Origin of the sequence: Mycolicibacterium psychrotolerans (assembly GCF_010729305.1) — a bacterium.
Lineage (GTDB): Bacteria > Actinomycetota > Actinomycetes > Mycobacteriales > Mycobacteriaceae > Mycobacterium > Mycobacterium psychrotolerans.
Map to the genome: position 1 here is coordinate 5,645,188 of NZ_AP022574.1, position 25,804 is coordinate 5,670,991.

Below are 25,804 nucleotides of genomic sequence, written 5' to 3' on the forward strand. Positions count from 1 at the left end.
CGGTGGCGATCTGTGCCGAAATTTTCCTCGTTCACAGCCCCGACCCATTCCCGAAACATGGGGTCGCCACAATGACGCCCGTGACAGACCTCGTGAAGGCCCCGTCCGGACAGTCCGCCCAGGTCAACGGCCAGGCCGGCCCGACCGGGCAGACCCGGACCGGCATGACCGCCGACGCGCTGGGTGCCGCGGTGTCCGACCACCTGGTGTACTCGATCGCGCGCCCGCCCGCGGTGCTGCAGGCCGAGCACTACTACCGCGCGCTGGCGCTGGCCGTCCGGGACCGCATGCAGAAACGCTGGATGGCGACCACGCAGGACTGGCTCGACCTGTCGGCGAAGGTCACCTGCTATCTGTCCGCGGAGTTCCTGATGGGCCCGCAGCTGGGCAACAACCTGCTCAACCTCGGTATCGAAGACGCCGCCCGGCAGGCGCTGGCCGATCTGGGTCAGGACCTCGACGTGATCCTCGACTGCGAGGGCGAGCCTGGCCTGGGCAACGGCGGCCTGGGCCGGCTGGCGGCCTGCTATCTGGATTCGCTGGCGACGCTGGAGCGGCCGTCGATCGGGTACGGCATCCGGTACGAGTTCGGCATCTTCACCCAGGAGATCGCCGAGGGCTGGCAGGTCGAGAAGACCGACAACTGGCTGGTGCACGGTAACCCGTGGGAGATCGACAAGCCCGACGCGAACTACTTCGTGAACTGGGGCGGGCACACCGAGCAGTACCAGGATGTGACGGGCCGGCTGCGGGTGCGCTGGGTGCCGCAGCGGGTGCTCAAGGGCGTCTCCTATGACACCCCGGTACAGGGCTACGGCGTCAACACGTGCAACACGCTGACGTTGTGGAGCGCGCGGGCGGTGGAGTCCTTCGCACTCGACGCGTTCAACACGGGCGACTTCTACAAGGCCGTCGACGAGGAGGTCGTCTCCGAGACGGTGTCGAAGGTGCTCTACCCCAACGACGAACCCGAGGCGGGCAAGCGGCTGCGGCTGCTGCAGCAGTACTTCTTCGTGACGTGCTCGCTGCAGGACATCCTCAACATCCATCTGCAGCGCGCGCACCTGCCGCTGAGCGCGCTGCCGGACAAATGGGCCATCCAGCTCAACGACACCCACCCGTCGATCGCGGTGGCCGAGCTGATGCGGCTGCTGATCGACGAGCACCAGCTGAGCTGGGACGAGGCGTGGGACCTCACCGTGCGCACGTTCGGCTACACGAACCACACGCTGCTGCCGGAGGCGCTGGAGACGTGGCCGCTGCGCATCCTCGGCGAGGCACTGCCGCGCCACCTCGAACTGATCTACGAGATCAACGAGCGCTTCCTCACCGAGGTGCGGGCCCGCTTCCCCGATGACGAGGCGCGGGTCGCGCGGATGTCGCTGATCGGCGAGGAGGGCGGCAGGAGCGTGCGGATGGCGCACCTGGCGACGGTCGGCAGCCACGCCGTCAACGGTGTCGCCGCACTGCACTCGGAGTTGCTGAAATCCAGTGTGCTCAAGGACTTCTACGAGTTGTGGCCGGAGCGCTTCGGCAACGTCACCAACGGCGTGACGCCGCGGCGGTTCCTGGCGCTGTCCAACCCGGGTCTGCGGGAGCTGCTCGACGAGACGATCGGCCCCGGCTGGCTGACCGACCTGGAGCGGCTGCACGGACTGGAGTCGTTCGTCGACGATCCGGCGTTCCGGGCGCGGTGGCGGGAGGTCAAGCGGGCCAACAAATCCCGGCTCGCTGAGTACGTCCATTCGACGACCGGCATCGAGCTCGACCCGACGTGGATGTTCGACGTGCAGGTCAAGCGGATCCACGAGTACAAGCGCCAGCATCTGATGGTGCTGCACATCGTGGCGCTCTACCACCGGCTCAAGACCAACCCGGGGCTGGCGATCCCGCCGCGGGCGTTCCTGTTCGGCGGCAAGGCCGCACCGGGCTACACCATGGCCAAGCGCATCATCAAGCTCATCACCGCCGTCGGCGCGACGGTCAACAACGACCCCGACGTCAACCGGTACATGAAGGTGGTGTTCCTGCCGAACTTCAACGTCAAGAACGCCCACTTGGTCTATCCGGCCGCCAACCTGTCCGAGCAGATCTCGACCGCAGGCAAGGAGGCGTCGGGCACCGGGAACATGAAGTTCATGATCAACGGCGCGCTGACGATCGGCACGCTCGACGGTGCGAACGTCGAGATCCGCCAGGAGGCGGGCGCGGAGAACTTCTTCTTGTTCGGGCTGACCGAGGATCAGGTCGAGGCGGTCAAGGCCGACGGGTACCGGCCGCAGAGCTTCGTCGAACGCGACCCGGAGCTGGCCGCGGTGCTCGAACTGCTCGCGGCGGGCACCTTCACCCACGGCGACACCGAGGTGCTGCGCCCGGTCGTCGACAACCTGATCCACCACGATCCGTTCCTGGTGCTCGCGGACTACCGCTCCTATGTCGACCGCCAGGCCGAGGTGTCGCGGGTGTGGCTCGACGATGACGTGTGGTCGCGGATGTCGATCCGCAACACCGCCCGCAGCGGCAAGTTCAGCTCCGACCGCGCGATCCGCGAGTACTGCGACGAGATCTGGGGCGTCGGCCCGATGTCGGTCGATCTCTAGCGATTTCGGCGTGCTTTTCGTCGCTCAGCGTCGACAAGCACGCCGAAATCGCACCGATCCGGACGGTCGCGCGCTCCGAATCCCTCGGTGACCACAACTTCGACCACGAACTCCCCGTCGGTGCGGCCGTGGCGCCGCGTGCTCGTCGTGCTGGCGGTGAGTCAGTTGATCGCGCCGCTGGTGGTCAGCGCGCTGGCCGGTGACTTCCTGCGCTCCGGCGCCACCAACGAAGCGTTGATCACGCCTGCGGGGTACGCGTTCGCGCTGTGGAGCGTGATCACGCTGCTGTGCGCGGCGACGGCGCTGGCGGTGTGGCGGTTCGGGTTGGGCTCCTCGTGGGAGACGAGCCTGCTGATCGACGCCTCGGTGGTGTTCGTCGGGTTCAGCGTCTGGCTCGCGGTGGCCGCGCAGAACTGGCTGTGGATCACCGTGGTGGTGTTCGCGGTGATGGTCGGTGCGCTCGTCCACATCATGCTGCTGCTGGTGCGCCGCCGCGGCGATCTGTCCTGCCCGCCGTGGCTGGCCACGCTGGCGACCGTCACGTTCGGTCTCTATCTCGGCTGGTCGTCGATCGCGGTGTTCGCCAACGTCGCAGCCGCGCTGATCGATTCCGGGGTGTCACCGGACGCCGCGCTGTGGCAGGGGGTGGTGCTGGTCGCGGCGGCGGGCTTCGCGGTGCTGCTGACGGTGACGCTGCGCGGGACGGTCGGATATGCGACCGGGGTGCTTTGGGCGCTGGTGGCGATCACGGTCGGCGCGGCCGGGCGCGACAGCGTGGTGCTCGCGGTGACGGCGGCAGTGGCCGCGCTGGTGGTTGCCGCGGCGACGGCGGGGGGCCGGCGCGTGTCCTAGCGCGCGAACCATCGCCGCCGTCCGGGACCGTCGGTGGGCTCAGGGGCGACCGGCTGAGCCGTCAGGCGACACAGCACGCCGAAGTGGTCCGACGGGAAGATCCTCGGCAGCGACGGCGCGATCGGTTCCCGACCGAGCAGCCGGATGTCGTCGGCCCTCCACGCCTGCGCTTTGACCAGGACCCGGTCGAATCGGACCTGGCGGTGCTTGTTCTTCATGTCGTACCGCATGTGGTTGATCGAGGTGTCCTCGGTGAATCCCGGGTCGTCCGGCCGCAGGTGCGGCCACACGTCCCGATACCGCGGGTCCAGGGCGCCGTTCTCGCCGTCGCGAATGTTGAAGTCGCCCAGTATCACGACATCGCCGTCGTCGCCGAATGCGCGCCACAGACTCGACATCTGGCGAGCTCGCAGCTGTCGTGCGTTCTTTCCGCTCTCGAGGTGGACGGACACGATCACCAGATCGCGTCCGTTCACGGTGAACTCACCCGCCAGGTACCCACGCGACAGGCGGCTGGGCAACCGTGTGTAGGTGCATCGGCGCACCGGGAGCCGGGAGAGCATGAGCATGCCGTAGTTGTCGTCGCCGACCACCGCGGCGCGGCGATAGCCCTCCCGTATCCACGGTTGCGCCAGGAACACCTCGAGCGCTGAACGGGTCACCTCCTGAAAGACCATGACATCGGGGGCTTCCCGGGAGAGCAGCTCGCCGATCGCGCGATAGCGCTGCTCGCGGTGAAGCCCGTTGAACCAGATGTTGAACGTCGCCACCGTCAGCTGGTGACATGCGGCGATTCCGTCGTCGTCCAGATCCCGCCATCGACCGGCGTCCGCGTCGAAGCGGCCCACGGGGACGAGCATGCGGCGCCGACGGAACAGATTCATCGCGCGTCCGCGTCGAGTCCGCTTTCCAGCGCACGCAGCAACGACAGCGCCGCGGCGATGTCGTACTCCTGCCCCGACGCATCGAGCGCATCACCGACCAGCCGCGCCCAGATGGCGCGCAGTCGCGCCAGGTTGTCGGCGGCCCGTCGGGTCGAGCGCAACACGATCTGCCTGCTGTCGGCGGGATCGGGCGACCGTCGCACCAGCCCCTTGGCCTCGAGGTTTCGCAGTGCCCGACTCATATTGCTTCGCTGCAGGCCGGTCGCGTCGGCGACGGCACTCGGGGCGACGTCGGGGTGGTGATCGAGGTAGCGCAGCACGACGATCTCGGTCGCAGACAGCTCCACGACCTCCGCATCGACGGCGGCCCGCGACCTGATCGCGCGCGCCACCGCCATCACGACGTCGGCGAGGTCCGCGAGCTGCTCGGCGCGGGGCGGGCGGGCTTGCACGATCCCACCCTACCTGATAGTTATGTATTGATAATTATTTGTTGATAACTAACCTGGGAGTTCGTATAACCGCCACCGTTGACACGACGGCGCGTCGCGCGACCGCACCGCAGATCACCGTCGGGCTGCTCGTCACACTGGCCCTGCTGTCGGCCGTCGCACCCTTCGCCACCGACCTCTACCTGCCCGCGTTCCCGCAGATGGTCGACGATCTGCACACCTCGCCGACCAACGTGCAGCTGACATTGACCGCGTTCCTGCTCGGCCTCGCGGCCGGTCAGCTCATCTTCGGGCCGCTCTCTGATCGCTTCGGCCGCGTCAAGCCCTTGGTGCTCGGTGCGGCGATCTGCGTCGTCGCCAGCGTGGTCGCCGTCCTCGCGCCGACCATCGAGGTGCTGGTGACGGCTCGGCTCGCGCAGGGGCTCACCGGCGCCGCGGGCATGGTGATCGGCCGTGCGATCATCTCCGACCTGGCCACCGGACGCGCCGCGGCTCGCGCGTTCAGCCTGATGATGATCGTCGGCGGCATCGCCCCGATCGCCGCGCCGCTGGCGGGTGGCTTCCTGGTGCAGCCGCTGGGCTGGCGCGGTGCGCTCGCGGTGATCCTGGCGCTCGTCGTCGCCATGCTCGTCGCCGCGCTCGTCGTGATCCGCGAGACCCACACCGGGGAACGTCGCGCCGCGCTGCGCGCCGAGAAGGCCTCAAAGGGTTCACCGCTGCGGGACCTGACCCGACGCGCCTACCTCGGTCATCTGGTGGCATTCGGCTTCGCGTTCGCGGTGATGATGGCCTACATCTCGGCGTCGCCGTTCGTCTACCAGACGATGATGGGCCTCACTTCGGCGCAGTACGGAGCGATGTTCGGCGTCAACGCCTTCGGGCTGCTGCTGATGAGCGCGACGAGCGCTCGCCTCACCGCGCGGGTCGAGCCGCGCCGGCTGGCCGGCGTCGGCCTCGCGGTCATCCTGGCGGCCGGCATCGCGGTGCTGGCGCTCGCGGTCGCCGGCGTTACCGCGGGCTGGCTCGCGCTGCCGCTGTTCTTCGCTGTCGCCGGCATGGGTCTGATCTTCGGCAACACGACTGCGCTGGCCTTGTCCGCTGCGCCGCGCGCCGCAGGCACCGCGTCGGCTCTGCTCGGTGCCACGCAGTTCGGGCTCGCAGCCGTGGTGTCGCCGCTGGTCGGTCTGGGCGGGGAGCACACCGCGACACCGCTGGGCATCGTGATGGTGTCCGCCGCGGCGATGGCCGGCCTCGGCTTCCTCACCGCCCGCCCCTGACCCGCCGAAACTGTATTCCGCGCGCCGAAATTCGCGAAAACGCCGCGTTGAATACAGTCTCGGCGCAAGAAAATCCGTGGCATCCCATCCCGGCGCTGTGCCACCCTCGCGGCGTGGTTGATGTCGAATCCTTCGAAACCGACGGCTACGTCAAGCTCGAGCAGGCCGCACCGCGCGCCGTCGCCGACGAGGCCCGCGAGCTGCTCTGGCTGCGGCTCGGCGTCTCGCAGGATCCCGCGACCTGGACGCAACCCGTGGTGTGGACCGCCGACCTGACCGGTGACGGACCGTTCGGCGAACTGGCCCGCAGCCCGGTACTGGCCGAAGCACTCGACGCGATCTGCGGCCAGGGCGGCTGGATGCCCCGCGGCGCGCTCGGCAACATCCCAGTCCGCTTTCCGGTGTCACCGGCGGCCGACGACCGCGGCTGGCACATCGACCTGAACACCCCCGGCGGCTCCGACGACACATGGTTCGTGACGAACCGGCCCCACACCCTGCTGGTGCTGACGCTGCTGTCGGAGGTGACGATCGACGACGCACCGACGCGCATCCGGGCCGGATCGCACCGCGACACCGCCCGTGTCCTCGGCGACGAGCCGCTGGACGCCGTGCAGGCGGGTGCACTCGTCGAGGCGGCCAGCGCGGCGCGGCCAGTGCACCACGCCACCGGCGCGCCCGGTGACATGTACCTCCTGCATCCGTTCACCGTGCACGCCGCCGACGAACACCGCGGCAGCACACCACGATTCATGTCCCAGGCACCGGTGCTGCTGACCCATCCGCTCACCACCTGACAACAGCTCGGTAACAACCCGGTCACCGGCCCGCGCGGCCCGCAGGCGGCGGCGCGGGCCCCGGATAGGTTCGCGCGCGTGGCCTCCTTCGGACGCCGGCTCCGTCGCGCCGGCACACGTGTCGTCCTCGCCGCGCTGCTCGCCGTCACCGCACTGACCGTCGGCCCGCACCCGCAGGCGCACGCGTTCTCCCGCGAAGGGTTGCCGATCGAGCAGCTCGATGTGCCGTCGCCGTCGATGGGGCGCACCATCCGCGTCGAATTCCAGGGCGGCGGGCCGCATTCGGTGCTACTGCTCGACGGGTTGCGCGCCCAGGACGACTTCAACGGGTGGGACATCAACACCTCCGCGTTCGAGTGGTTCTACGAGTCCGGCGTGTCGGTGATCATGCCTGTCGGTGGGCAGTCGAGCTTCTACGCCGACTGGTACCGACCGGCCAAGAACCGGAACGGGACGCTGACCTACAAGTGGGAGACGTTTCTGACCAACGAGCTGCCGACATGGCTGGCCGCCAACCGCGGGCAGGATCCGTTCGGCAACGCCGTTGTCGGGCTGTCCATGTCGGGCAGTGCCGCGTTGACGATGGCGGCCTACTATCCGCGTCAGTACAAGTTCGCGGCGTCGCTGTCGGGGTATCTGGCTCCGTCGCAGAAGTTCTGGCCGCCGCTCATCGACATCGCCATGCAGGACGCCGGCGGGTTCGATTCGTTCGACATGTGGGGTCCGTCCGGTTCACCGGCCTGGCTGCGGGCCGATCCGATGCTCAACATCAACCGGCTCGTCGCCAACCGCACCGCGCTGTGGATCTACTGCGGCAACGGGATTGCGTCCGACCTCGACACCGGTGCCGACCTGGGCATCAACCTCAGCGCCGGCTCTCTGGAGACGATCACGATCGCGACCAACAAGGAGTTCCGCGACAAGTACCTCGCCGCCGGGGGACGCAACGCGATCTTCAACTTCCCGCCCAACGGCACGCACAGCTGGGGGTACTGGGGTGCGCAGCTGCAGGCGATGAAGCCCGACATCGTGCGACTGCTGGCTCCCCCGCCGCCCCCGCCGCCGCCACCACCGCTGCCGGGAACCCGCCACCGCCGCCTGCCGCGCCGCCCGCGCCTGCGCCTCCGCCGCCGCGCTAGCTCCGGAAGTACGGGTCCAGCAGCGTCGACCACGCCTTGTCGAGCTGCTGCCACTCGTCGGCGCATCCGCCCGCGCGGTCCTCGGGCAGCTGACCGTCGGTGACCAGGTCGCCGTTGGCCTCGGGGTCGGACCCGTAGATCCAGCACTCCAGGTTGTAGACGCGCTGCTTGTCCAGCGAGTGCACGTCGGCCATGTCGTCGTCGGTGACATCGGTGTCGCCCGAAGCGTTGAACACCCGCGCGAAGTCCTTCACCGACTGCACCGACTCCGGGTCGGCTTTGCCGTCGTCGCCGGGCGTCAACAGGATGTACGCGGCAAGCTGATCGGCGACGTCCTCCTCCCGCCCGGTGACCGGCAGGTCGTACAGGGTGACCGCCATGTGTCCGACCTCGTGGAAGAACGTCGCCCATTCGGCGTTGATCGCGCTGGCCGCCGGATCGGGATCGCCTGCTTCGGTGAAGATCCGCTCGCTGTTGGCGGCGTCCTCGTAGCAGATCGTGACGGTCTTGGCGGTCGGGTCCCAGAAGGCGTTGGCTTCATCGCACTGCACCCCGAGCAGCGGGACGTCGTAGGGCAGCGCGAGCGTCTGGTTGACGTCGTCGGCCATGTCCTCGAGCACCTGGTTGTTCACCAGCAGGTCGCGGCCGGCGACCGCCTCGGGCGTCGTCGCATCCTCGTAGTCGACGATCATGGACCCGCTGGGCTCGCCAGCGGCCTTGTCCGCCTTGGGCGTCGGGGCGGCCGACGCTACCGGGGTGGACGACTCAGCAGACGGGGCTGCGTTCCCGCAACCTGCCGTCAGCAGTCCGATCACCGACAACGCCGCCACCAGCACACGCATGGTGGACACCGTCGCAGATTCGCCGGTGCCGCGGGGTCACTTCGAGTAATCGGTGCTCAGCCACCGTTGGGGACGCATGCGGATGACGACTGAGGTCTGCGTCAGGTTCTCGTCGGTGAACTGGTTACCGGCCTCCTCGCCGAGATAGCGCACCGCGAGAGCACGCACCTCGGCGTCCTCGGCGGGGCCGATACCGGTGACGTCGCCTTCGGCGCTGACGTAACGGTAGGGCGGCTGCTCGTCCTGCACAGTCAGCGTGAACCGGCCCGCATCGCGAATCAGCCTGTGTTTCACCGAATCCGCCTCGGTCCACAGCAGCACGTCGCCGCCGGGCTGGTAGCCGTACCAGATCGGCACCGCCAGCGGCGCCCTGCCCGGCCGCTCGACCGCCACGACGCCGACGTGCACGTCGGCCAGGTACTTCTCTCTCTCGATGCTGTTCATCGTCGCCATGGTCGTGCCAACGGCTGCGACGGCGGTCACATTCCCGCGGGCACCAGCTCGAAGATCGGAATGACGCGGTCGGTGCGTTACTCGTAGTCGCCGAAGCCCGGCGCCTGCTCGACGATCCTCGGATACAGCCGGTCGCGTTCCTCGCGAGGCAACTCCCGGGCGGTCACGGGCCGCGGCGGATCCGAGCCGATCTCCACGACCGCGTCCGGGTGGGCTCGAATGTTGAACGCCCAGGCCGGGTCTCGATCCCGCCCCGCGGCCGAGCCGACGACGTAGATCGCGCCGTCGATGTCGAAGTAGGCGATCGGGTTGATGCGTTGCTCGCCGCTCTTGGCGCCGGTTGAGGTCAACAGCAGCAGCGGGAAGCCCTCGAACTGGCCGCCCACCTTGCCGCCGTTGGCGCGGAACTCGTCGATGTTGCGTTGGTTGAAATCGCGTTCTTCACCCATCTGGTCGGCCACGTCCTCATGGTATGGCGGCAGGCGCCGCGCCGGACGAGGATGGCGGGCATGGATCACGTCACCTTCATCCCGACGACCGACCAGATGGCCTACACGTTCGGCGGCGCGGCTCCCGTCCTGCGGATCACGCCGCCGACGGTGATGACGCTGTGGACCGAGGACGCCTACGGCGGTCGCATCACGAGCGCCGCGGATGTCGCGACCACGGCGCTGGACACCGAGGATCTCAACCCGCAGACCGGCCCGTTCTGGATCGAAGGTGCCGAGCCCGGGGACACCCTGGTGGTCCATCTGGTCGACCTGACGCCTGCCCGCACCTGGGGCGCGTCCACGCTGATTCCGTTCTTCGGGGGCCTGACGAGTGTGCCGGTCAGCCCGACGCTGCAGGATCCGCTGCCGGAGCGGACCTACATCTACGAGTACGACTCCGCCACCGACACGGTGGCGTTCTCCGCGCACGGCAGCGACTTCGAGCTCGCGCTGCCCGCCAACCCGATGCTGGGCACCGTCGGCGTCGCCCCTGCGCGCCGCGAGGTGCGCACGTCGCTGGTGCCCGACGTGTTCGGCGGCAACATGGACACCCCGGAGATGACGGCGGGGGCGACCTGTTATCTGCGGGTCAACGTGCCCGGCGCGCTGTTCTCCCTCGGCGACGGGCACTACCGGCAGGGCGAGGGCGAATCCTGCGGCACCGCGGTCGAGGGCGCGATGAACGTGACCGCGATCATCGGGCTGGTGAAGGGGGGCGGTCCGGCGTGGCCGCGACTGGAGACCGACACGCATCTGATGTGCGTGGGTTCGGGCCGTCCGCTGGAGGAGGCGTGGCGCGCCGCGCAGGTCGAGATGATCACCTGGCTGGGTGAGCTCTACGGCCTCGACCGTCTCGACGCCTACCAGCTGCTGACCCAGATCTCGCTCGCACCGATCGCCAACGTGGTCGACACGAACTACAGTTCGGTGACCAAGATCGACAAGCGGCTGCTGCCGGCGGCCTCTGCCTTCGGTGGCGTTCATGCCGAGATGCGTTCGGCAGCAGCATCTTTCGGCACCATCACCTACTAGAGGGAGAACGCGCATGGATCTCGGGCTGACGGGGAAGCGCTTCGTGGTCACTGGCGGAACCCGCGGTATCGGCCGCGCCGTCGTGGAGGGCCTGCTCGCCGAGGGCGCCACGGTCGCCTACTGCGCGCGCACGCCCGAGGCGGTCGCCGCGACGCAGAAGGAACTGGAAGCCGACGGCGCGAGTGCCAAGGGTTCGGTGGTGGACGTCGCGGACTCAGCGGCGCTGACCGCGTGGGTGCACGCCACGGCCGAGGCGTTCGGCGGGCTCGACGGGGTGGTCGCGAACGTCAGCGCGCTGGCTATCCCGGAGTCGGCGGAGAACTGGCGCACGTCGTTCGAGGTCGACCTGATGGGCACGATCGGACTGGTCGACGCCGCGCTGCCGCATCTGCTGGCGTCGGAAGCCGGTTCGATCGTGACGATTTCGAGCGTGTCGGGCCGCGAGGTGGATTTCGCGGCCGGGCCGTACGGAACGATGAAGGCAGCGATCATCCACTACACGCAGGGCATGGCGCACAAGCTGGCCGCGCAGGGCGTCCGCGCCAACACCGTCAGCCCCGGCAACACCTACTTCCCCGGCGGGGTGTGGCCGACCATCGAGGCGGAGAACCCCGCGTTGTTCGCCGAGGCGCTCGCGCTGAACCCGACCGGCCGGATGGCCACCCCGCAGGAGATCGCCAACGCCGTGGTGTTCCTCAGCAGTGCCGCAGCCAGTTTCATCACCGGAGCCAACCTCGTGGTCGACGGCGCTCTGACCCGCGGCGTCCAGTTCTAGACGACCAGTCCGCGCAGCAGCACCGCCAGACCCCACTCGAACGCGTCGTCGGCGCGCTGCGGTTTGGGCGTGCCGGTCTCGAGTGCCGCGGCCAGTTCCGGTCCGACTTCGGGCCTGGCGCGCCACGGCTGGTCGGGGGCGGCGACGTCGAGCGCGGCGCCCAGCACGAACGAGTCCATCAGCGTGATCGCCCGCAGCGTGTCGGCGGGGTCGAAGCCACCGCGCCTGAGCGTGATCGCCAGCGCGTTGTACATCGTCATCGCCTGCGGGCTGTTGACGGCGTACTCGGTCAGCAGCGGGATCAGTTGCGGGTAGCGCGCGAAGCTGCGCCGGTAGGACCGCAGGATGTCGGCGACGACGTCGCGCCACGGCCGGGCCGGATCGTCGGCCGGGAGTTCGACCTCCGACATCGCCCGCTCCCGCAGCAACTCGACGACGTCGTCACGGCCGGCGACGTGGTTGTAGAGCGACGACGGCTGCACCCGCAGCGTGCGCGCGAGCCCGGCGATCGTGAACCCGCCGGTGGTCACCACCAGGTGGAGCGCGGCCTCGGCGATCCGGTCGGTCGACAGCAGCGGCGTGCGGGGTCGGCCCACGAGAACCTCCCCTCTTGCGCGCTCCGGTGACTCAGTTCACAATAAACGAAATTTATTCGTTTTAGGAGCGTGATGATCACTCTCACCGCCCCCGCCGCGCCGCCGCTGTCCCGTTCGACACCGTCGGACCGGCCGCCGTTGCGCGTCGGGCTCGTGCAGCACCGCTGGCGTGACGACGCCGGGGACCTGGCCAAGACCCTGCGCTCGGGCATCGACCAGGCCGCCGCCGAGGGCGCCGCCGTGGTGTTCCTGCCCGAGATCACGCTGCTGCGCTACCCCGCCGACCGTCCCGGCGGCGACGATGCTGCCGCGCTGACCGAGGACCTCGAGACCGGCCCGACGTTCACGCTCGCGGCCGAGGCCGCCACGGCCAACGGCATCTTCGTGCACGCCTCGCTCTACGAGCGGGCACCGGGCTCCGACGGGCTGGGCTTCAACACCGCGATCCTGGTCTCGCCCGACGGCACCCTCGTCGGCCGGACCCGCAAACTGCACATCCCGATCTCGGCGGGCTACTACGAGGACACCTACTTCCGGCCCGGTCCCGGTCCGGACGCCGACCCGTATCCGGTCCACGCACCCGACGGCCTGGGCGCCCGCCTCGGCATGCCCACATGCTGGGACGAGTGGTTCCCCGAAGTGGCGCGCAACTATTCGCTGGCCGGCGCCGAGATCGTCGTGTATCCGACCGCCATCGGCTCCGAGCCGGTCTTCCCCGACTTCGACACGCAGCCGCTGTGGCAGCAGGTCATCGTCGCCAACGGCATCAACAGCGGGCTGTTCATGGTGGTGCCCAACCGCACCGGCGACGAAGGCGCCCTGAGCTTCTACGGGTCGTCGTTCATCTCCGACCCGTACGGCCGGGTGCTGGTGCAGGCGCCACGCGACGAGGAGGCGGTGCTTGTGGCCGACCTCGATCTGGACCAACGGCGCGACTGGCTGGAACTGTTCCCGTTCCTGCTCACCCGCCGGCCCGACACCTACGCCGCACTCACCGAACCCGTTGACACGCAACGGCCCTACGGTGTCGGCCACGAGGCGACGGCGGTGGTCAAGTGAGCGCGACACTGTTCACCGGCGGGGTGGTGTGGACCGGCGGCGCGGACACCGACGCCGTGCTGGTCGTCGACGGCGTGGTCACCGCTCTCGGCGACGACGCGAGAAGACAAGGGGCGCAGGCGGCGACGGTCGACCTGGCCGACGGGTTCCTGATGCCGTCGTTCGGCGACGGGCACGCCCACCCGCTCTACGGCGGTCTGGAAGCGGTCGGTCCGGCGGTGCGGCCGTGCACCTCGGTCGACGAGATCGTGCTCGCCGTCAAGCAGTTCGCCGAGGAGCACCCCGACGAGGAGTGGATCGTCGGCGCCTCCTACGACGGCAGCCTGGCCCCCGGGGGGCTGTTCGACGCCCGCTGGCTCGACGCCGCGGTGCCGGACCGCCCGGTGGTGCTGCGGGCCTGGGATTACCACACGGTGTGGTGCAACACGGCCGCGCTGGAGCGGGCCGGCATCACCGCCGACACCCCCGACCCGGTGCTCGGCGAGATCCCGCGGCGCGACGACGGATCGGTGCTCGGCACGCTGCGGGAATGGGGCGCCACCGATCTCGTGATGGCGGTGATGCCCCCGCGTGACGAGCAGGTGCGGATCGCGGCGCTCGACACGGCCGCCGACTACTACCTGGCGCGCGGCGTCACGTGGGTGCAGGACGCGTGGGTGGAGCCCGCCGACGTCGCGACCTACGTCGAGGCGGCCCGCCGCGGCGCACTGCGGATGCGGTTCAACCTCGCCCTCTACGCCGATCCTCGCCACTTCGACAGCCAGGTCACGCATTTCGCCGAGCAGCGGCGCGCGATCGTCGACGCCGCGAACCCGCTGCTCACCGCGAACACCGTCAAGTTCTTCGCCGACGGGGTCGTCGAGAACGAGACCGGCGCTTTGCTGGCGCCGTACTGCTCCGGCCTGCACTCACACGGCATGCAGAACTGGGAGGGTGACTCGCTGGCCGAGGCGGCCCGCCAAGTCGACGACCTCGGTCTGCAGATCCACATCCACGCGATCGGCGACGCCGCGGTGCGCCAGGCCCTCGACGCGATCGAACACGTCGTCACCCGCAACGGTCCGCGGGACCGGCGGCCGGTGATCGCGCACTGTCAGCTGATCGACGACGCCGACCTGGCCCGGTTCGCCGCGCTCGGCGTCATCCCGAACATGCAGCCGCTGTGGGCGCAGCTCGACGCGTTGATGACGGTGCTGACGGTGCCGCGACTGGGCGTCGAGCGTGCGGACAAGCAGTACCCGATCCGCACTTTGGACACCTCCGGCGCGCCACTGAGCTTCGGCTCGGACTGGCCGGTGTCCTCCGGTGCTCCGCTGGACGGCATCGCGGTCGCGACGTCGCGGCGCACCTCCGACGGTGAACCCGAGGGCGGCTGGACGCCGCACGAGATCCTGCCCATCGAGCGCGCGCTGTCCGCGTATACCGCGGGGGTCGCGAATCAGGCGTTCGCCGATAACGATTGGGGCGTTCTCGCCCCCGGGGCGAGTGCCGACCTGGTATGGCTGGATCGCGACCCGCGGGCCGCCGCGCCACTGGACCTCCCCGCAGTGGCGATCCGCGCCACCTACCTGCGCGGCGTACCGGCCTATCGGGCCGAGAACGGAGCTGACTCATGACCGCCGAATACATCATGGGCCCCCACGAGGGCCACCTCAAACGGGCGCTGGGACTACCGTCGCTGGTGCTGTTCGGTCTGGTGTACATGGTGCCGTTGACGGTGTTCACCACCTACGGCATCGTCACCGAGACCTCGGGCGGCCGGCTGCCGCTGTCCTACGTGGTGACCACGATCGCGATGGTGTTCACCGCGCTGTCGTACGCCCGGATGGCCGCGGCCATCCCGGTGGCCGGGTCGGCCTACACCTATACGCAGCGCACGTTCGGCGCGCCCGTCGGGTTCCTGGCCGGCTGGTCGCTGCTCCTCGATTACCTGTTCCTGCCGATGCTGAACTATCTGGTGATCGGGCTCTATCTGAACGCGGCGGTGCCTGCGCTTCCCGAGTGGGTGATCGTGATCATCTCGATCGCGATCGTCACCGTGCTCAACATCGTCGGCATCGTGTCGGTGGCGCGGGCCAACTTCCTGATCATCGCGATCCAGGCGATCTTCATCGTCGTGTTCCTCGTGCTCGCGATCGTCAAGATCACCGGCTACGGCACGGTCGACCTGATGGCCCCGTTCACCGGCGACGGCTCGGCCGACGGCATGGGTCCGCTGCTGGCGGGCGCGGCCATCCTGTGTCTGTCGTTCCTGGGCTTCGACGCGGTGTCCACGCTGTCCGAGGAGGCCAAGGACTCGAGAAGGACCGTGCCGCAGGCGATCATGATCGCGACGATCGTCTCCGGGATCATCTTCATCGTGCTGTCCTACGTGTCGCACCTGGTGTTCCCGTCGCACGACTTCGCCGACGTCGACTCCGGCTCCCTGGACGTGATGGTGGCCGCGGGCGGCACGTTCCTCGACACGTTCTTCACCGCGGCCTACGTCGCCGGCGCGCTGGGTTCGGCGCTGACCTCGCAGGCGTCGGTGGCCCGCATCCTGTTCGCGATGGGCCGCGACGGCATCCTGCCGCGCAAGGTGTTCGGGCATGTGTCGGTCAAGTTCAGCACGCCGGTGTACGCGATCGCCGCGGTGAGCATCATCTCGCTGCTGGCCATCGTGATCGATCTCGCGACGCTGGCCTCCCTGGTCAGTTTCGGTGCGCTGGTGGCGTTCTCGGTGGTCAACCTGTCGGTGATCAAGCACTACTTCGTCGATCAGCGCGAGCGCAACGTCGTGCTCAACGTGGTGCTGCCGGCGATCGGCTTCCTGTTGACGGCGTGGCTGTGGACCAGCCTGTCCGGGCAGACCCTCGTCGTCGGATTGATCTGGCTTGCTGTCGGATTCGCCTGGCTCGCCGTGGTGACGCGGGGCTTCCGGCGCCCCACCCCCGTGCTCGACCTGGAAGAGACGGGTTCACTCGCCGAGAGCGACCGGACGCGCTGACTCCGCGCTCCACTGCGACCACGACCCGGGAAACAGCGCCGCGTCCACCCCGACCGACGCCAGCGCGGCGACGACGACGGACGCGGTGACCCCCGACCCGCAGTAGACGGCGGCCGCCGGCCCGGCCCCGTCGAACGCGCGGGTCAGGTCGTCGTGCGCCAGCAGGGTGCCGTCGCCGCGCAACAGGCTGGTGCTCGGCACGTTGCGCGCGCCGGGGATGTGGCCGGCCACCGGGTCGACGGGTTCGGTGTCGCCACGGAACCGCTCGGGCGTCCGCGCGTCGATCAGCACCGGGGCGTCGGCCGCCTCGTCGGCGGTGACGGCCCTCAGCGCGCCGGCGTACAGGTCGTCGAACGCCACCGTCACGTCACCGGGCTCGGGAACCACGGCCCCGGAGTGCATTTCGCCGGTCCAGGCCGCCAGCCCGCCGTCGAGGATCCGAACGTCGGGAATGCCCGCCGCGGTCAGCACCCACCATGCCCGTGCCGAGCCGGCACGGTTCCAGTCGTCGTAGACCACGACCGGCACCCCGGTGCGCACACCCCAGCGGCGGGCGGCGGCCTGCACGGACGACCCGGACGGCAGCGGATGCCTGCCGCGGCCGGTCACGCTGTGGTCGGAGAGGTCGTCGTCGAGGGACACGTACACCGCGCCGGGCAGATGACCGCGCTCGTAGGCGGCGCTGCCATCCGGCTCGGCCAGCGACCACCGCACGTCGAGCAGCGCGACGGGCTCACCGCGCTCGAGCATCCCGGCCAGTTCGCCTGCCGTGACGAACACCTTCCCGCGAGCGTGCACCAGCGGTAGCTCCCGGGGACCTTGCGCGACACTGGCTGCACGTTCGCGGTTCATCGCTGCACCGCCAGCGCCAGCACCTCGTCGGCCGAGGGCGGGCTCGACGGATGGAACGACAGGCACCACGGTTCGACGACGCGGTGGAACGCCTCCCCCTCGGTCGCCACGTAGAAGTTGCCGACCCGCAGGCGGCTGATGTCGTCGACGAGACCCCCCTTCGCACGCGCCATTTCGCGGGCCGTCTCGATCTGAGCGGGCGCGTTGAGCAGCCCGTAAAACTGGGTCGCCGCGTTGCCGGGGATGTTCAGGTTGAGCCCCTTGGGCGCCTGGGTCGCGAACACCAGCCCGAGCCCGTACTTGCGGGCCTGCGACGACAGAGCCAGCGTGCTGCGCGTGCATGCGGTGAAACCCCGTGCCGGAGCGAAGTTCTGGGCCTCGTCCATCACCAGCAGCCCGCCCAGCGGCCGGTCGCCGGCCGGGTGGCGTTTGATCCACGCGAACAGCGCCATTTGGAGCTGGTTGACGAAGCTCTGCCGCTGCTCGTCCGACGGCAGGCCGATCATGCTGATCACCGACACCCGCGCGCGGTAGCCCTCGGACGGGGTGAGCAGCACTCCCGGGTCGACGGGCATGCCGGCGCCGCCGAACAGCGGATCGTTGACCATCGCCGCGCGCAGGTTCTGTGACAGATCCGCCGCGATCTGATGCGCGCCTGCCATGTCGCTGATGTCCTCGGGCAGGTCGGCGAGCAGCCGGACGAATCCGGCCAGCGTCGGCTCGTCCGCTCTTCCATAGTGCTGCAACGCTTCTCGCAGCACCGCGCGGGCACGGGTGGCCTTCTGCGTCTTGCCGGTGATCAACGCCTGCGGTTCGAGCGCCGAGCACGCGGCCTCGACCGCCTCGAAGAACTCGTCGTGGTCGTCGACCACGCTGCCGAAGTCGGGCAGCGGCTGGAACGCCAGCGGACGGCCGCTGGTGCGCCGCGGGGTCCACACCGTCACCTCGGTGCTGCGCAGGTACTCCTCGGCGCGGGCGTCGTCGGCGCGCTCCCAGTCGTCGGGCTTCTGCGGCCAAGCCGTCCCCAGCCGGGACAGGTCGTTGTTCGGGTCGAGCACGATCGCGGACACCCCGCGCAGCGCGCACTCCTCGACCAGCCGGCGGATCAGCACGGTCTTACCCGAGCCGGAACCGGCGAAGATCGCGACGTGCTTGCGCAGCGCCGCGAGCGGAATCGACACCGGCTCCCCGCTGTGCAGGTCGCGGCCCAGTGGCACCTCGGTGTCGGGAACGTCGACGACGGGAGCCTCGTCGTGCGGCTCGCGTTCCGGCTCCTCCTCGAGCTCCGGCTCGGCCACCTCCTCGACCGTGCCGTCGCCGAGTGTGTCGGCCAGCAGCGCCATCCGGTGGGCCGGGCGGCGGGCCCGCAGCCAGCTCGCCAGCTGCGGATCGTCCTCGGCGAACAGGTCGCGCAACGCCGCCATCGTCCGGACGTCGTCTTCGGTGAGCGGCACGGTCCGGCCACCCCAGGCGTGGAACGCCGCGAGCTCCTCGGCGGTCTTCTTGCCGGTCGGCCACGGCGCGTTGCGCAGCAGGAACAGTTGCCTGCGGCCCGACCCCGGCCCGAATCCCGCTGCGGTGACGGCTTTTCGGACACGGCTGAGCGCGGCGCTGGCGTTGTCCGCCGCGACCGCGCGGAAAGCCCAGTGCCGTTCGTCCTCGGTCGCGCTGTCCAGCGTCTCGCGAAGCCGGGCGTGCAGCGTGACATGTGTGCCGGGCGGCGGATCGCACACGAACGTCTGCTCGCCGTCACGTTCGGCAATCCAGGCGGTGAGCGCCGCGCTGAGCAGTTCGGGCACTGTGACGTCCTCGCCGTCCGGCGCGACCGCCGCCGCGGGCACAGCGCGCCGGCGGTACTCGGCGAAGCGCCGGTCCAGCGCCGACGACACGGGCCCGGTCTCGTCGTCGGTGTCCTTGTCCCACAAAGATTCATCGGCGCGCAGGTGGTGCAGCTCGACGGCCTCGCCGTGCTTGAGGCATTCCCGCACGTGGGTGTCAGCGCGGATCAGCAGTTGCCGCGGCGTGTACGACGGCGCCTCCTCGAAGGCCTCCGGCGCGACCGGCCAACTCGGGTACGGCGGGGCGAAGCCGACCGAGGCGTAGCTCGCGGCGAACCGGCGCTCCAGGATGGCCCGGCCGATGTCGGCGGTCGGCAGCGGGGTGAGCACCCCGGTGACGCGGAAGCGGTCGGCGACACTGGCGGTCGCCGTGTCCCGGACGTGTTCCCACACCGCGGGCAGGCACGCCACCACCGGCACCGTGCGGCGCATCGTCTGCCGCACCGCCATCAGTCCGTGTGCCACCTGCTCGAGCACGATGTCCCCGTCGCCGGTGCCGGCCAGCGATTGGGCGATCAGTGTGTCGATCTGGTCGACGGCCAGCACCGCGGGCCCAGCCAGCGCGACCAGCCGGGCGAGGTCGCGCACGCATTCCTGTGCCGACGCCGGCGCCGCCCGCAGCCCCCACGGCCCGCGCTCCTCGGCGGTGAACTCCTCGCTGCCCTGCAGGAAGCCTTCGCCGATGTCGTGGGCCAGGAAGTCGTTCGAGGCCACCAGCACGAGGGCACGCAGCACCTGATGGCATTGCCGCACAGTCTCTTTCGCGGCCTTCGAGAGCGCCATGACGAAGCGGTACAGCGTCTCGGCGTCCAGGTCGTCGTCGCCGATGATCGCCCGGCGGTCCGCGCGCGACACGTGCGCGAGTGAGGACAGGTCCCACAGCACGTCTTTGAGTTGTGTCTCGTGCCGGCGGCCCGGCCGGCCGAGGCTTTCCAGGATGCCGCTGCGCACCGACTCCCAGAAACTGGCCGCGTCGAGCAGCTCGACGACGAAGAAGTAACCGCCCCCGTCCTGGACGCGTTCCCGGATCTGCCCCAGCAGGTGGGTCTTGCCCGATCCGGCCGGCCCGCGGATCACCACGCCGAGCGGCGTGGATGCCTCGTCGTGCAGCGCGTCGCCGAAGGCCGCCATCACGTCGTCGACGGCGGCCTCGTTGAGCCCGCTGACGTGGGTGGCCGCCTGCGGACGCCACAGGTCGTCGCTCGTCGGCGCCCATGTCAGCCGCAGGGAGGCCAGTGCGTCGCGCTGCGCGGTGTCCATCACGCGTCGATCGCGATCAGGTGCTTGGGCCGGTCACCGATCAGGACGGCCGCGGCGCGGTCCTCGTCGGTCAGCGTCTTCTGGTTCTCCTCCGGGATCACGCTGACCCCCGGCGTGCGGTGCAATGCGACAAGGGCGGCGTCGACGGCGTCGCGCGGGGCGTCGAGTTCGGCACGCAGCCGGCGCAGCGGCACCCACCCGCCAGGTCGTGGCGCCAGCTCGGTGTAGACCGCGCGGATGCGGTCCTCGACGCTGGCCGGGGTCTGCTCGCCGAAGACGTCGGCCAGGCTCAGGTCGGCGGCCTGCAGATAGCGGCCCAGCCCCGCGAGCACGGTCTGCAGTGCCTTCGCCGGGCCGGTGGCGCGCGGGGACGGCGCTGCGTCGACGAGGTCGCGGCACATTCGCCAACCGCGGTCGGTGAGCTCGTGGACGAAGCGGCTGCCCACCCGCTCGGAGGAGATCAGGCCCAGCCTGTTCAGCTTGTCGCGGCCGGGTTTGTCCAGCGCCGGGCCGAGCGCCGCCAGCTCCGGGTTGGGCACCGGCCGGGCCTGGGCCATCAGCACCAGCAGCACCGCCCGTTCCGTTCCTGTCAGCTCCCCCGGCGTCGCAGTCACTCTGCCAACTTAACGGGCTGCGGCAGGATGGCGTTCGGCATGGTTGACACCGAAGGCACCCCCGAGACGTCGCGGCGCCGCCACATCGTGCGGCTTGCGCTGTTCGCGGCGCTGCTCGCCGTGCTGTTCTACCTGACCGCCATCCAGCGCGTGATCGACGTCGAGGCGGTGCGCGACGCCATCGAGTCGGCGGGTCCGCTGGCCCCGCTGGCGTACGTGGCGGTGTCCTCGGTGCTCGGCGCACTGCTGGTGCCCGGCCCGCTGCTGGCCGGGGGCAGCGGGTTCCTGTTCGGCCCGGTGCTGGGTACGTTCGTGACGCTGGCCGCGACGGTCGGGTCGGCGGTGCTGACCAGCGTCGCGGGCCGGCGGGCCGGCCGGGACAGCGCCCGCGCGCTGCTCGGGCCCGACCGCGCCGCGAAGGTCGACGCGCTGATCCGCCGCGGCGGGCTGTGGGCGGTGGTCGGGCAGCGGTTCGTGCCGGGCATCAACGACGCGCTGGCGTCGTACGCGTTCGGCGCGTTCGGCGTCCCGGTGTGGCAGATGGCGGTGGGGGCGTTCATCGGCTCGGCGCCCAAGGCGTTCGCGTACACGGCACTGGGCTCGACCCTGGGGTCGTTCTCGGTGCCTCTGCTGATCGCCGCGATCGCGGTGTGGTGCGTGACGGCGGTCGCCGGTGCGTTCGCCGCGCACCGCGGCTGGCGGGCTTGGCGGTCCAAGCCGTGATCGTGTTGACCGACGAATTCCGCCACGCACTCGAGCTGCTCGGCGGCGGCGGTCACGTCTTCCTCACCGGCAAGGCCGGCACCGGCAAGTCGACGCTGATCCGCCGCTTCATGGCCGACACCGACCGCAGTGTCGTCGTGGTGGCGCCGACGGGGATCGCCGCGCTCAACGTCGACGGCTACACCATCCACCGCTTGTTCGGCTTCCGCACCACCACGACGCTCGAGGACATCCGCGGCGGCGACTACCGGCCCGGCCGCTTCACCAAGACGCTGGCCTCGCTGCAGACGCTGATCATCGACGAGGCGTCGATGGTGCGCGCCGACGTCTTCGACATGGTCGCCGCCGCGCTGGCCCGGTTCGGCCCCGCGCCGGGCACCCCGTTCGGGGGCGTGCAGATCGTGCTCGTCGGCGACCTCTACCAGTTGCCGCCAGTGGTCAGCGAGCACGAGGCGGGGTTCTTCAGCTCTACCTATGAGACGCCGTACTTCTTCTCCGCCCGCGCGTTCCGCCGCGACGATTTCCCGACCGTGTCGCTGACCACGGTCTTCCGCCAGCTCGGCGACGACCGGATGACGGCCATTCTCAACGAGATTCGCGAGGGCGTGCTGCTGGGGCACGCGCAGGAGCAGCTCAACGCTCGCGCCGACAAGGACTTCGTTCCGCCCGACGACGAGTTCTGGCTGACGCTCGCGCCGACGAACCGCCTGGTGACCGCACGCAACCGTCAGCAGCTCGAGCGGCTGCCCGGCGACGAATTCGTGCATCACGCCAAGGCTTCCGGGGATCTGAGCCTGTTCGACCCGCCGGTCGAGGAGACGCTGCGGTTCAAGGTCGGCGCCCAGGTGATGATGCTGAACAACGACCAGGGCGACCGCTGGATCAACGGAAGCATCGGTCGGGTGGTGGGGGTCGGGTACGACCGCTACGGCGCCGTCGTCGACGTCGAGTTCCAGGACGGCTCGTGCGCCGACGTCGCACCGTTCACCTGGGAGGCCACCCGGCCGGTGCTGGCGGGCGGGTCGCTGAGCCGGGAGGTGATCGGGTCCTACACGCAGTTGCCGTTCAAGCTGGCGTGGGCGATCACGATCCACAAGAGCCAGGGCCAGACGCTGGACCGCGTGGTCGTCGACCTGACCGGCGGCATGTTCTCCACCGGCCAGCTGTACGTCGCGCTGAGCCGGTGCACGTCGCTGGCCGGGCTGGTGCTGAAAAGGCCTGTGCTGCCGAAGGATCTGAAGACCGACCGGCGCATCGCCCGGTTCCTGCGCGAGGCGGGCGACGGCTCCGGGGCGCGGCGGTTCTGCGCGTTCGGGATGCTGACGGTCGGCGACGAGGGCCGGATGTCGCGGCCGCGGCCGGTGGAGCTCGCGGTCGCGTTCGACGACGGCACCGCGGTGACCACGCTGATCAACCCGCAGCGTGACCTGGCCGACGCGCGAACCGCCTACGGCATCACGGTGTCCGACGTGCTGCTGGCGCCCACGCTGCGCGAGGCGTGGGCGGTGATCGCGCCGATGCTCGCCGGGTTCACCCCGGTGGGCGCCGGGGTGGACGAGCAGCTCGGGCTGATGGACTTCGAGCTCAAGCGGCTGGGCTACGTCACCGCGATGCCGTTGGGCGTCGAGCTGCGCGGTACGCGGGTCACGGGGCGCACTGCGCTCGAGCGGGCCCGCGCGGCGCTGAAAGCCTTCCGCGTAAGCGACACCGCGGACGGGTCGACGGCGTTCGAGGAGCCGGACGCCGTGGAGGTCTCCGGACTTCTGGTCAGCCGGGACCCGACGGCGCCGACGCCCACGGCCGACCATCTGCCGGGGCTGTCGGCGCTGCTGCGGATCAGTCGCGACGTCGGCGCCGTCCTGCTCGGCGCGCAGCCGGCGCCGGGCGCGGCGTCGACCTGGGACGCCGCGGCGCGCCAGTCGGTGGCCGACCAGCTGCGCGCGGCGGCGTCGCGGGTGCGGCTCACCGACGACGTGCTCCACCGGCTGCGGGACGCAGAGTCCTTGCTCGGATGCGATATCGCAGGCGATATCGCATCTGCGGGTCGGCACGCCGCCGACGAGGCCCTCGTCCCGGGCGTGAGGATCTGCTTCACCGGCATCGCCCAGGATGAGGCTGGACGCATCGTGGACCGCGAGGAGATGGAACGGCTCGCGGTGTCGGCGGGGCTCGCACCGGTGAAGTCGGTGAGCAAGACCCGCTGCGACGTACTGGTGACGGCGGAGGCCGGCACGCAGTCGGGCAAGGCGCGCAAGGCCGTCGAGTACGGCAAGCCGGTGCTGACGGCCGACGAGTTCTTCGCCTGGCTCGCCGCCCGCCCCCGCTTGCCCGCAGAGTAGGGGCATCATGGCGAGCGTGTCCGTCTCTGCCGCCTTCGCCTCCGACAACGCCGCACCCGCGCACCCGGCGGCGCTGGAAGCCCTCGCACGAGCCAACGACGGACCGGCACCCTCCTACGGCGACGACGCCCTCACCGCCCAGGCCGCCGACGCGCTGCGCGAGGCGTTCGACTCCCCCGGCGCCGACGTGCTCTACGCGTTCACCGGCACCGCGGCCAACATCATCGCGCTCGCCTCGGCGGTGCAGCCGTGGCACGAGATCCTGTGCAGCGACGTCGCGCACGTGCTGCTCGACGAGGCGGGCGGCCCGGTGCGGCTCTCCGGCGCGCAACTGACCCGGCTGCCCAGCGTCGACGGCCTCATCGCCGTCGATGAACTCGACCGGCGAGTCGCTCGCCGCGGCCCGGTGCACCACTCCCAGCCGCGCATCGTCACCATCACCCAGTCGACCGAGAACGGCCGGGTGTGGCAGGCGCCCGACATCAAGGGCTTCGTCGACCACGCCCACGACCTCGGCCTGCTCGTCCATGTCGACGGTTCACGCGTGGCCAATGCCATTGCTGCCCAGCAGGTCTCGCCGATCGACGCGGTCGGCGACGCGGACATCGTCACCGTGGGCGGCACCAAGAACGGCATGCTGTTCGGCGACGCGATCCTGGTCCGCCGACCCGAGCACTTCGACGGAATCCACTTCGTGCAGAAGCAGATCGGCCATCTGGCCAGCAAGCACCGCTACGTCGCCGCCCAGTTCCTCGCGTTTCTCACCGACGACTTGTGGCTGCAGACGGCCGCGCACGCCAACGCGATGGCCCGCACGCTCGGCGACGGCCTGGAGTCGCTGGGCCTGCACCTGGCGTCGCCGGTCGAGGCCAACGAGGTGTTCGTGCGGCTGGATCCCCCCGAGCTCGAGCGGCTGTCCCGGTCCTACGCGGTGCACCAGCCCGACCTGGACGAGCCGGTGTGGCGGTTCGTCTGCTCGTGGGCGACCACCCGCGAGGACGTCGACGGCGCGCTCGCCGCGCTGCGGTAGCACTCAGTTGGGAAGACCCGACGCGTAGTTCTCCTTGACGACGTCGAGGTGCACCCAGCTGTCCACCGCGCCGACCCCGTCGAATTCCCTCACCACGTCCACGATGTCGACCAGCTGCGCGGACGAGAACGCGCGGACGGTGACGAGCAGGTCGTAGCGGCCGAGGACACGGGCGACGAAGATCACCGCCGCCATCTTCTGCAACGCCGCGACGACGGCGTCGTGCGGGCCGGTCAGCCGGATGCCCAGACCCAGCGCACTCTGCCGGTCCTGGCCCGAGTGCCGCACCACCGCACCGACGCGCACCACGTTGTTCTCGATCAGCCTCACCACCCGCCGGCGCGCCCCGGCGGGCGAAAGTCCCACGGCCGCAGCCAGATCGACATAGGACGCGCGCCCGTCGTCCTGAAGAGCGCGCAGCAGCCGACGGTCCACGTCGTCGACCGTGACGCCGACCTCACCGACGGGACCGATCACGTCGCGCACCACCTCGACGTAGCCGAGCGTGTCGACGCCCGCCACCCCGTCGAGGGCGCGCACCTCACCGATCGCGCGGTCGATCTCGGACATCGAGCCCGCGCGGATCTCGGCGACGAGCCCGTACGGCCCGCTGGTCAACGACAGGAACGCGACATCGCCCCGGCCGGCCAGCGCGCGGGCGATCGGCGCGGCGGGGCCCGCGACGACGACGCTGACGTGGGCGAGCGCCCCGCGCCCGAGCACCGCGGGGTGGACGACTCCGCGCACCACCACCTGTCCGCTGCTGATCAGCCGGTGCACCCGGGTGGCCGCGGCCGAGCGGGACAGGCCGATGGCGGCGGCGATGTCCAGATGCGTCAGCCGGCCGTCGTGTTCGAGCAGACCGATGATCGCGCCGTCCACGTCGTCCAAGATTTTTCCGCCCTTTCCTGCC

General features: G+C 70.2%; 22 protein-coding genes and 1 pseudogene. 13 read left to right on the plus strand and 10 right to left on the minus strand.

Going from position 1 to position 25,804, the window contains the following annotated elements; all coding sequences use genetic code 11:
- Positions 1-71: 71 nt before the first annotated feature.
- Both G6N45_RS27220 and G6N45_RS27225 read left to right on the plus strand, forming a co-directional pair.
- Complete coding sequence (locus tag G6N45_RS27220) at positions 72-2,600, plus strand: glycogen/starch/alpha-glucan phosphorylase (protein WP_246228809.1); 2,529 nt, start codon at positions 72-74, stop codon at positions 2,598-2,600.
- A gap of 87 nt (positions 2,601-2,687) precedes the next feature.
- Entirely contained in the window at positions 2,688-3,452 is a 765-nt protein-coding gene (locus G6N45_RS27225; protein ID WP_163727321.1) for a TspO-related membrane protein, read from the plus strand.
- Here G6N45_RS27225 and G6N45_RS27230 read toward each other — a convergent pair.
- On the minus strand, positions 3,449-4,336 hold the full coding sequence (locus G6N45_RS27230; protein ID WP_163727324.1) for an endonuclease/exonuclease/phosphatase family protein: 888 nt from the start codon (positions 4,334-4,336) through the stop codon (positions 3,449-3,451). The two genes, G6N45_RS27225 and G6N45_RS27230, sit on opposite strands and share 4 nt — an antisense overlap.
- Positions 4,333-4,788, minus strand: coding sequence for a MarR family winged helix-turn-helix transcriptional regulator (locus tag G6N45_RS27235; RefSeq protein WP_163727327.1), 456 nt, complete (start codon positions 4,786-4,788; stop codon positions 4,333-4,335). Before G6N45_RS27235 ends, G6N45_RS27230 begins: the two co-directional genes overlap by 4 nt.
- Positions 4,789-4,829: 41 nt before the next feature.
- Between G6N45_RS27235 and G6N45_RS27240 the strand changes: the two genes are divergently transcribed.
- From G6N45_RS27240 to G6N45_RS27250, 3 genes and pseudogenes are all read left to right on the plus strand, one after another.
- Complete coding sequence (locus tag G6N45_RS27240) at positions 4,830-6,065, plus strand: multidrug effflux MFS transporter (protein WP_407664258.1); 1,236 nt, start codon at positions 4,830-4,832, stop codon at positions 6,063-6,065.
- 113 nt (positions 6,066-6,178) lie between these two features.
- The gene (locus G6N45_RS27245) at positions 6,179-6,862 is read left to right on the plus strand and encodes a phytanoyl-CoA dioxygenase family protein (RefSeq protein WP_163727333.1); all 684 of its coding nucleotides are present in this window, start codon (positions 6,179-6,181) and stop codon (positions 6,860-6,862) included.
- A 78-nt stretch (positions 6,863-6,940) separates the two neighbouring features.
- Positions 6,941-8,001, plus strand: a pseudogene (locus G6N45_RS27250) (esterase family protein).
- Here the strand turns inward: G6N45_RS27250 and G6N45_RS27255 are convergent.
- The 3 genes from G6N45_RS27255 to G6N45_RS27265 form a co-directional block, all read right to left on the minus strand.
- Complete coding sequence (locus G6N45_RS27255) at positions 7,998-8,843, minus strand: DUF4344 domain-containing metallopeptidase (protein WP_163729166.1); 846 nt, start codon at positions 8,841-8,843, stop codon at positions 7,998-8,000. The pseudogene G6N45_RS27250 and the gene G6N45_RS27255 sit on opposite strands and share 4 nt — an antisense overlap.
- 36 nt (positions 8,844-8,879) lie before the next feature.
- Positions 8,880-9,296, minus strand: a complete 417-nt coding sequence (locus G6N45_RS27260) for a pyridoxamine 5'-phosphate oxidase family protein (RefSeq protein WP_179965414.1) — start codon at positions 9,294-9,296, stop codon at positions 8,880-8,882.
- Positions 9,297-9,373: 77 nt separating this feature from the next.
- Positions 9,374-9,745, minus strand: a complete 372-nt coding sequence (locus G6N45_RS27265; RefSeq protein WP_163729169.1) for a nitroreductase/quinone reductase family protein — start codon at positions 9,743-9,745, stop codon at positions 9,374-9,376.
- Positions 9,746-9,805: 60 nt separating this feature from the next.
- Between G6N45_RS27265 and G6N45_RS27270 the strand changes: the two genes are divergently transcribed.
- Together G6N45_RS27270 and G6N45_RS27275 are read left to right on the plus strand one after the other, a co-directional pair.
- Positions 9,806-10,819 carry an acetamidase/formamidase family protein gene (locus G6N45_RS27270; RefSeq protein ID WP_163727339.1) on the plus strand — a complete coding sequence of 338 codons (1,014 nt, stop codon included), beginning with the start codon at positions 9,806-9,808 and terminating at the stop codon, positions 10,817-10,819.
- 13 nt (positions 10,820-10,832) lie between these two features.
- Positions 10,833-11,594 carry an SDR family NAD(P)-dependent oxidoreductase gene (locus G6N45_RS27275; RefSeq protein WP_163727342.1) on the plus strand — a complete coding sequence of 254 codons (762 nt, stop codon included), beginning with the start codon at positions 10,833-10,835 and terminating at the stop codon, positions 11,592-11,594.
- On the opposite strand, the gene G6N45_RS27280 is transcribed toward G6N45_RS27275, so the two are convergent.
- On the minus strand, positions 11,591-12,190 hold the full coding sequence (locus G6N45_RS27280) for a TetR/AcrR family transcriptional regulator C-terminal domain-containing protein (protein WP_163727344.1): 600 nt from the start codon (positions 12,188-12,190) through the stop codon (positions 11,591-11,593). The genes G6N45_RS27275 and G6N45_RS27280 overlap by 4 nt on opposite strands.
- A 72-nt stretch (positions 12,191-12,262) precedes the next feature.
- Between G6N45_RS27280 and G6N45_RS27285 the strand changes: the two genes are divergently transcribed.
- From G6N45_RS27285 to G6N45_RS27295, 3 genes are read left to right on the plus strand one after another with little or no spacing between them, the layout of a single operon-like run.
- Positions 12,263-13,249 carry a nitrilase-related carbon-nitrogen hydrolase gene (locus tag G6N45_RS27285; RefSeq protein ID WP_163727347.1) on the plus strand — a complete coding sequence of 329 codons (987 nt, stop codon included), beginning with the start codon at positions 12,263-12,265 and terminating at the stop codon, positions 13,247-13,249.
- A complete protein-coding gene (locus tag G6N45_RS27290; protein ID WP_163727350.1) occupies positions 13,246-14,865 on the plus strand; it encodes an amidohydrolase in 1,620 nt (539 codons plus the stop codon). Before G6N45_RS27285 ends, G6N45_RS27290 begins: the two co-directional genes overlap by 4 nt.
- Complete coding sequence (locus tag G6N45_RS27295) at positions 14,862-16,235, plus strand: APC family permease (RefSeq protein WP_163727353.1); 1,374 nt, start codon at positions 14,862-14,864, stop codon at positions 16,233-16,235. Before G6N45_RS27290 ends, G6N45_RS27295 begins: the two co-directional genes overlap by 4 nt.
- On the opposite strand, the gene G6N45_RS27300 is transcribed toward G6N45_RS27295, so the two are convergent.
- The 3 genes from G6N45_RS27300 to G6N45_RS27310 are packed head-to-tail and all read right to left on the minus strand — an operon-like array spanning position 16,206 to position 20,799.
- Positions 16,206-17,087, minus strand: a complete 882-nt coding sequence (locus G6N45_RS27300; protein ID WP_163727356.1) for a sulfurtransferase — start codon at positions 17,085-17,087, stop codon at positions 16,206-16,208. The genes G6N45_RS27295 and G6N45_RS27300 overlap by 30 nt on opposite strands.
- On the minus strand, positions 17,084-20,185 hold the full coding sequence (locus G6N45_RS27305; RefSeq protein ID WP_163727373.1) for a helicase HerA domain-containing protein: 3,102 nt from the start codon (positions 20,183-20,185) through the stop codon (positions 17,084-17,086). The genes G6N45_RS27300 and G6N45_RS27305 overlap by 4 nt, the downstream gene beginning before the upstream one ends.
- Entirely contained in the window at positions 20,185-20,799 is a 615-nt protein-coding gene (locus G6N45_RS27310) for a hypothetical protein (protein WP_163727376.1), read from the minus strand. The genes G6N45_RS27305 and G6N45_RS27310 overlap by 1 nt, the downstream gene beginning before the upstream one ends.
- A gap of 39 nt (positions 20,800-20,838) precedes the next feature.
- Here G6N45_RS27310 and G6N45_RS27315 point away from each other — a divergent pair, with 39 nt between their 5' ends.
- Genes G6N45_RS27315 through G6N45_RS27325 form a run of 3 tightly spaced genes read left to right on the plus strand, consistent with a single transcriptional unit; the run spans position 20,839 to position 24,891 of the window.
- The gene (locus tag G6N45_RS27315; RefSeq protein ID WP_163727379.1) at positions 20,839-21,522 is read left to right on the plus strand and encodes a TVP38/TMEM64 family protein; all 684 of its coding nucleotides are present in this window, start codon (positions 20,839-20,841) and stop codon (positions 21,520-21,522) included.
- Entirely contained in the window at positions 21,522-23,861 is a 2,340-nt protein-coding gene (locus tag G6N45_RS27320; protein ID WP_179965415.1) for an AAA family ATPase, read from the plus strand. Before G6N45_RS27315 ends, G6N45_RS27320 begins: the two co-directional genes overlap by 1 nt.
- 7 nt (positions 23,862-23,868) lie before the next feature.
- The gene (locus G6N45_RS27325) at positions 23,869-24,891 is read left to right on the plus strand and encodes a threonine aldolase family protein (RefSeq protein WP_163727386.1); all 1,023 of its coding nucleotides are present in this window, start codon (positions 23,869-23,871) and stop codon (positions 24,889-24,891) included.
- Positions 24,892-24,894: 3 nt separating this feature from the next.
- Here the strand turns inward: G6N45_RS27325 and G6N45_RS27330 are convergent, their stop codons facing one another.
- Positions 24,895-25,773, minus strand: coding sequence for an Lrp/AsnC family transcriptional regulator (locus G6N45_RS27330; RefSeq protein WP_246229212.1), 879 nt, complete (start codon positions 25,771-25,773; stop codon positions 24,895-24,897).
- Positions 25,774-25,804: the final 31 nt, after the last annotated feature.

What these genes read in the sequence shown, in the direction of transcription:
- G6N45_RS27220 (WP_246228809.1), top strand. Translation starts at nt 72, where the DNA reads ATGACGCCCGTGACAGACCTCGTGAAGGCCCCGTCCGGACAGTCCGCC.
- G6N45_RS27300 (WP_163727356.1), bottom strand. Translation starts at nt 17,087, where the DNA reads ATGAACCGCGAACGTGCAGCCAGTGTCGCGCAAGGTCCCCGGGAGCTA.
- G6N45_RS27285 (WP_163727347.1), top strand. Translation starts at nt 12,263, where the DNA reads ATGATCACTCTCACCGCCCCCGCCGCGCCGCCGCTGTCCCGTTCGACA.
- G6N45_RS27315 (WP_163727379.1), top strand. Translation starts at nt 20,839, where the DNA reads ATGGTTGACACCGAAGGCACCCCCGAGACGTCGCGGCGCCGCCACATC.
- G6N45_RS27260 (WP_179965414.1), bottom strand. Translation starts at nt 9,296, where the DNA reads ATGGCGACGATGAACAGCATCGAGAGAGAGAAGTACCTGGCCGACGTG.
- G6N45_RS27325 (WP_163727386.1), top strand. Translation starts at nt 23,869, where the DNA reads ATGGCGAGCGTGTCCGTCTCTGCCGCCTTCGCCTCCGACAACGCCGCA.
- G6N45_RS27305 (WP_163727373.1), bottom strand. Translation starts at nt 20,185, where the DNA reads ATGGACACCGCGCAGCGCGACGCACTGGCCTCCCTGCGGCTGACATGG.
- G6N45_RS27275 (WP_163727342.1), top strand. Translation starts at nt 10,833, where the DNA reads ATGGATCTCGGGCTGACGGGGAAGCGCTTCGTGGTCACTGGCGGAACC.
- G6N45_RS27265 (WP_163729169.1), bottom strand. Translation starts at nt 9,745, where the DNA reads ATGGGTGAAGAACGCGATTTCAACCAACGCAACATCGACGAGTTCCGC.
- G6N45_RS27270 (WP_163727339.1), top strand. Translation starts at nt 9,806, where the DNA reads ATGGATCACGTCACCTTCATCCCGACGACCGACCAGATGGCCTACACG.
- G6N45_RS27295 (WP_163727353.1), top strand. Translation starts at nt 14,862, where the DNA reads ATGACCGCCGAATACATCATGGGCCCCCACGAGGGCCACCTCAAACGG.
- G6N45_RS27230 (WP_163727324.1), bottom strand. Translation starts at nt 4,336, where the DNA reads ATGAATCTGTTCCGTCGGCGCCGCATGCTCGTCCCCGTGGGCCGCTTC.
- G6N45_RS27255 (WP_163729166.1), bottom strand. Translation starts at nt 8,843, where the DNA reads ATGCGTGTGCTGGTGGCGGCGTTGTCGGTGATCGGACTGCTGACGGCA.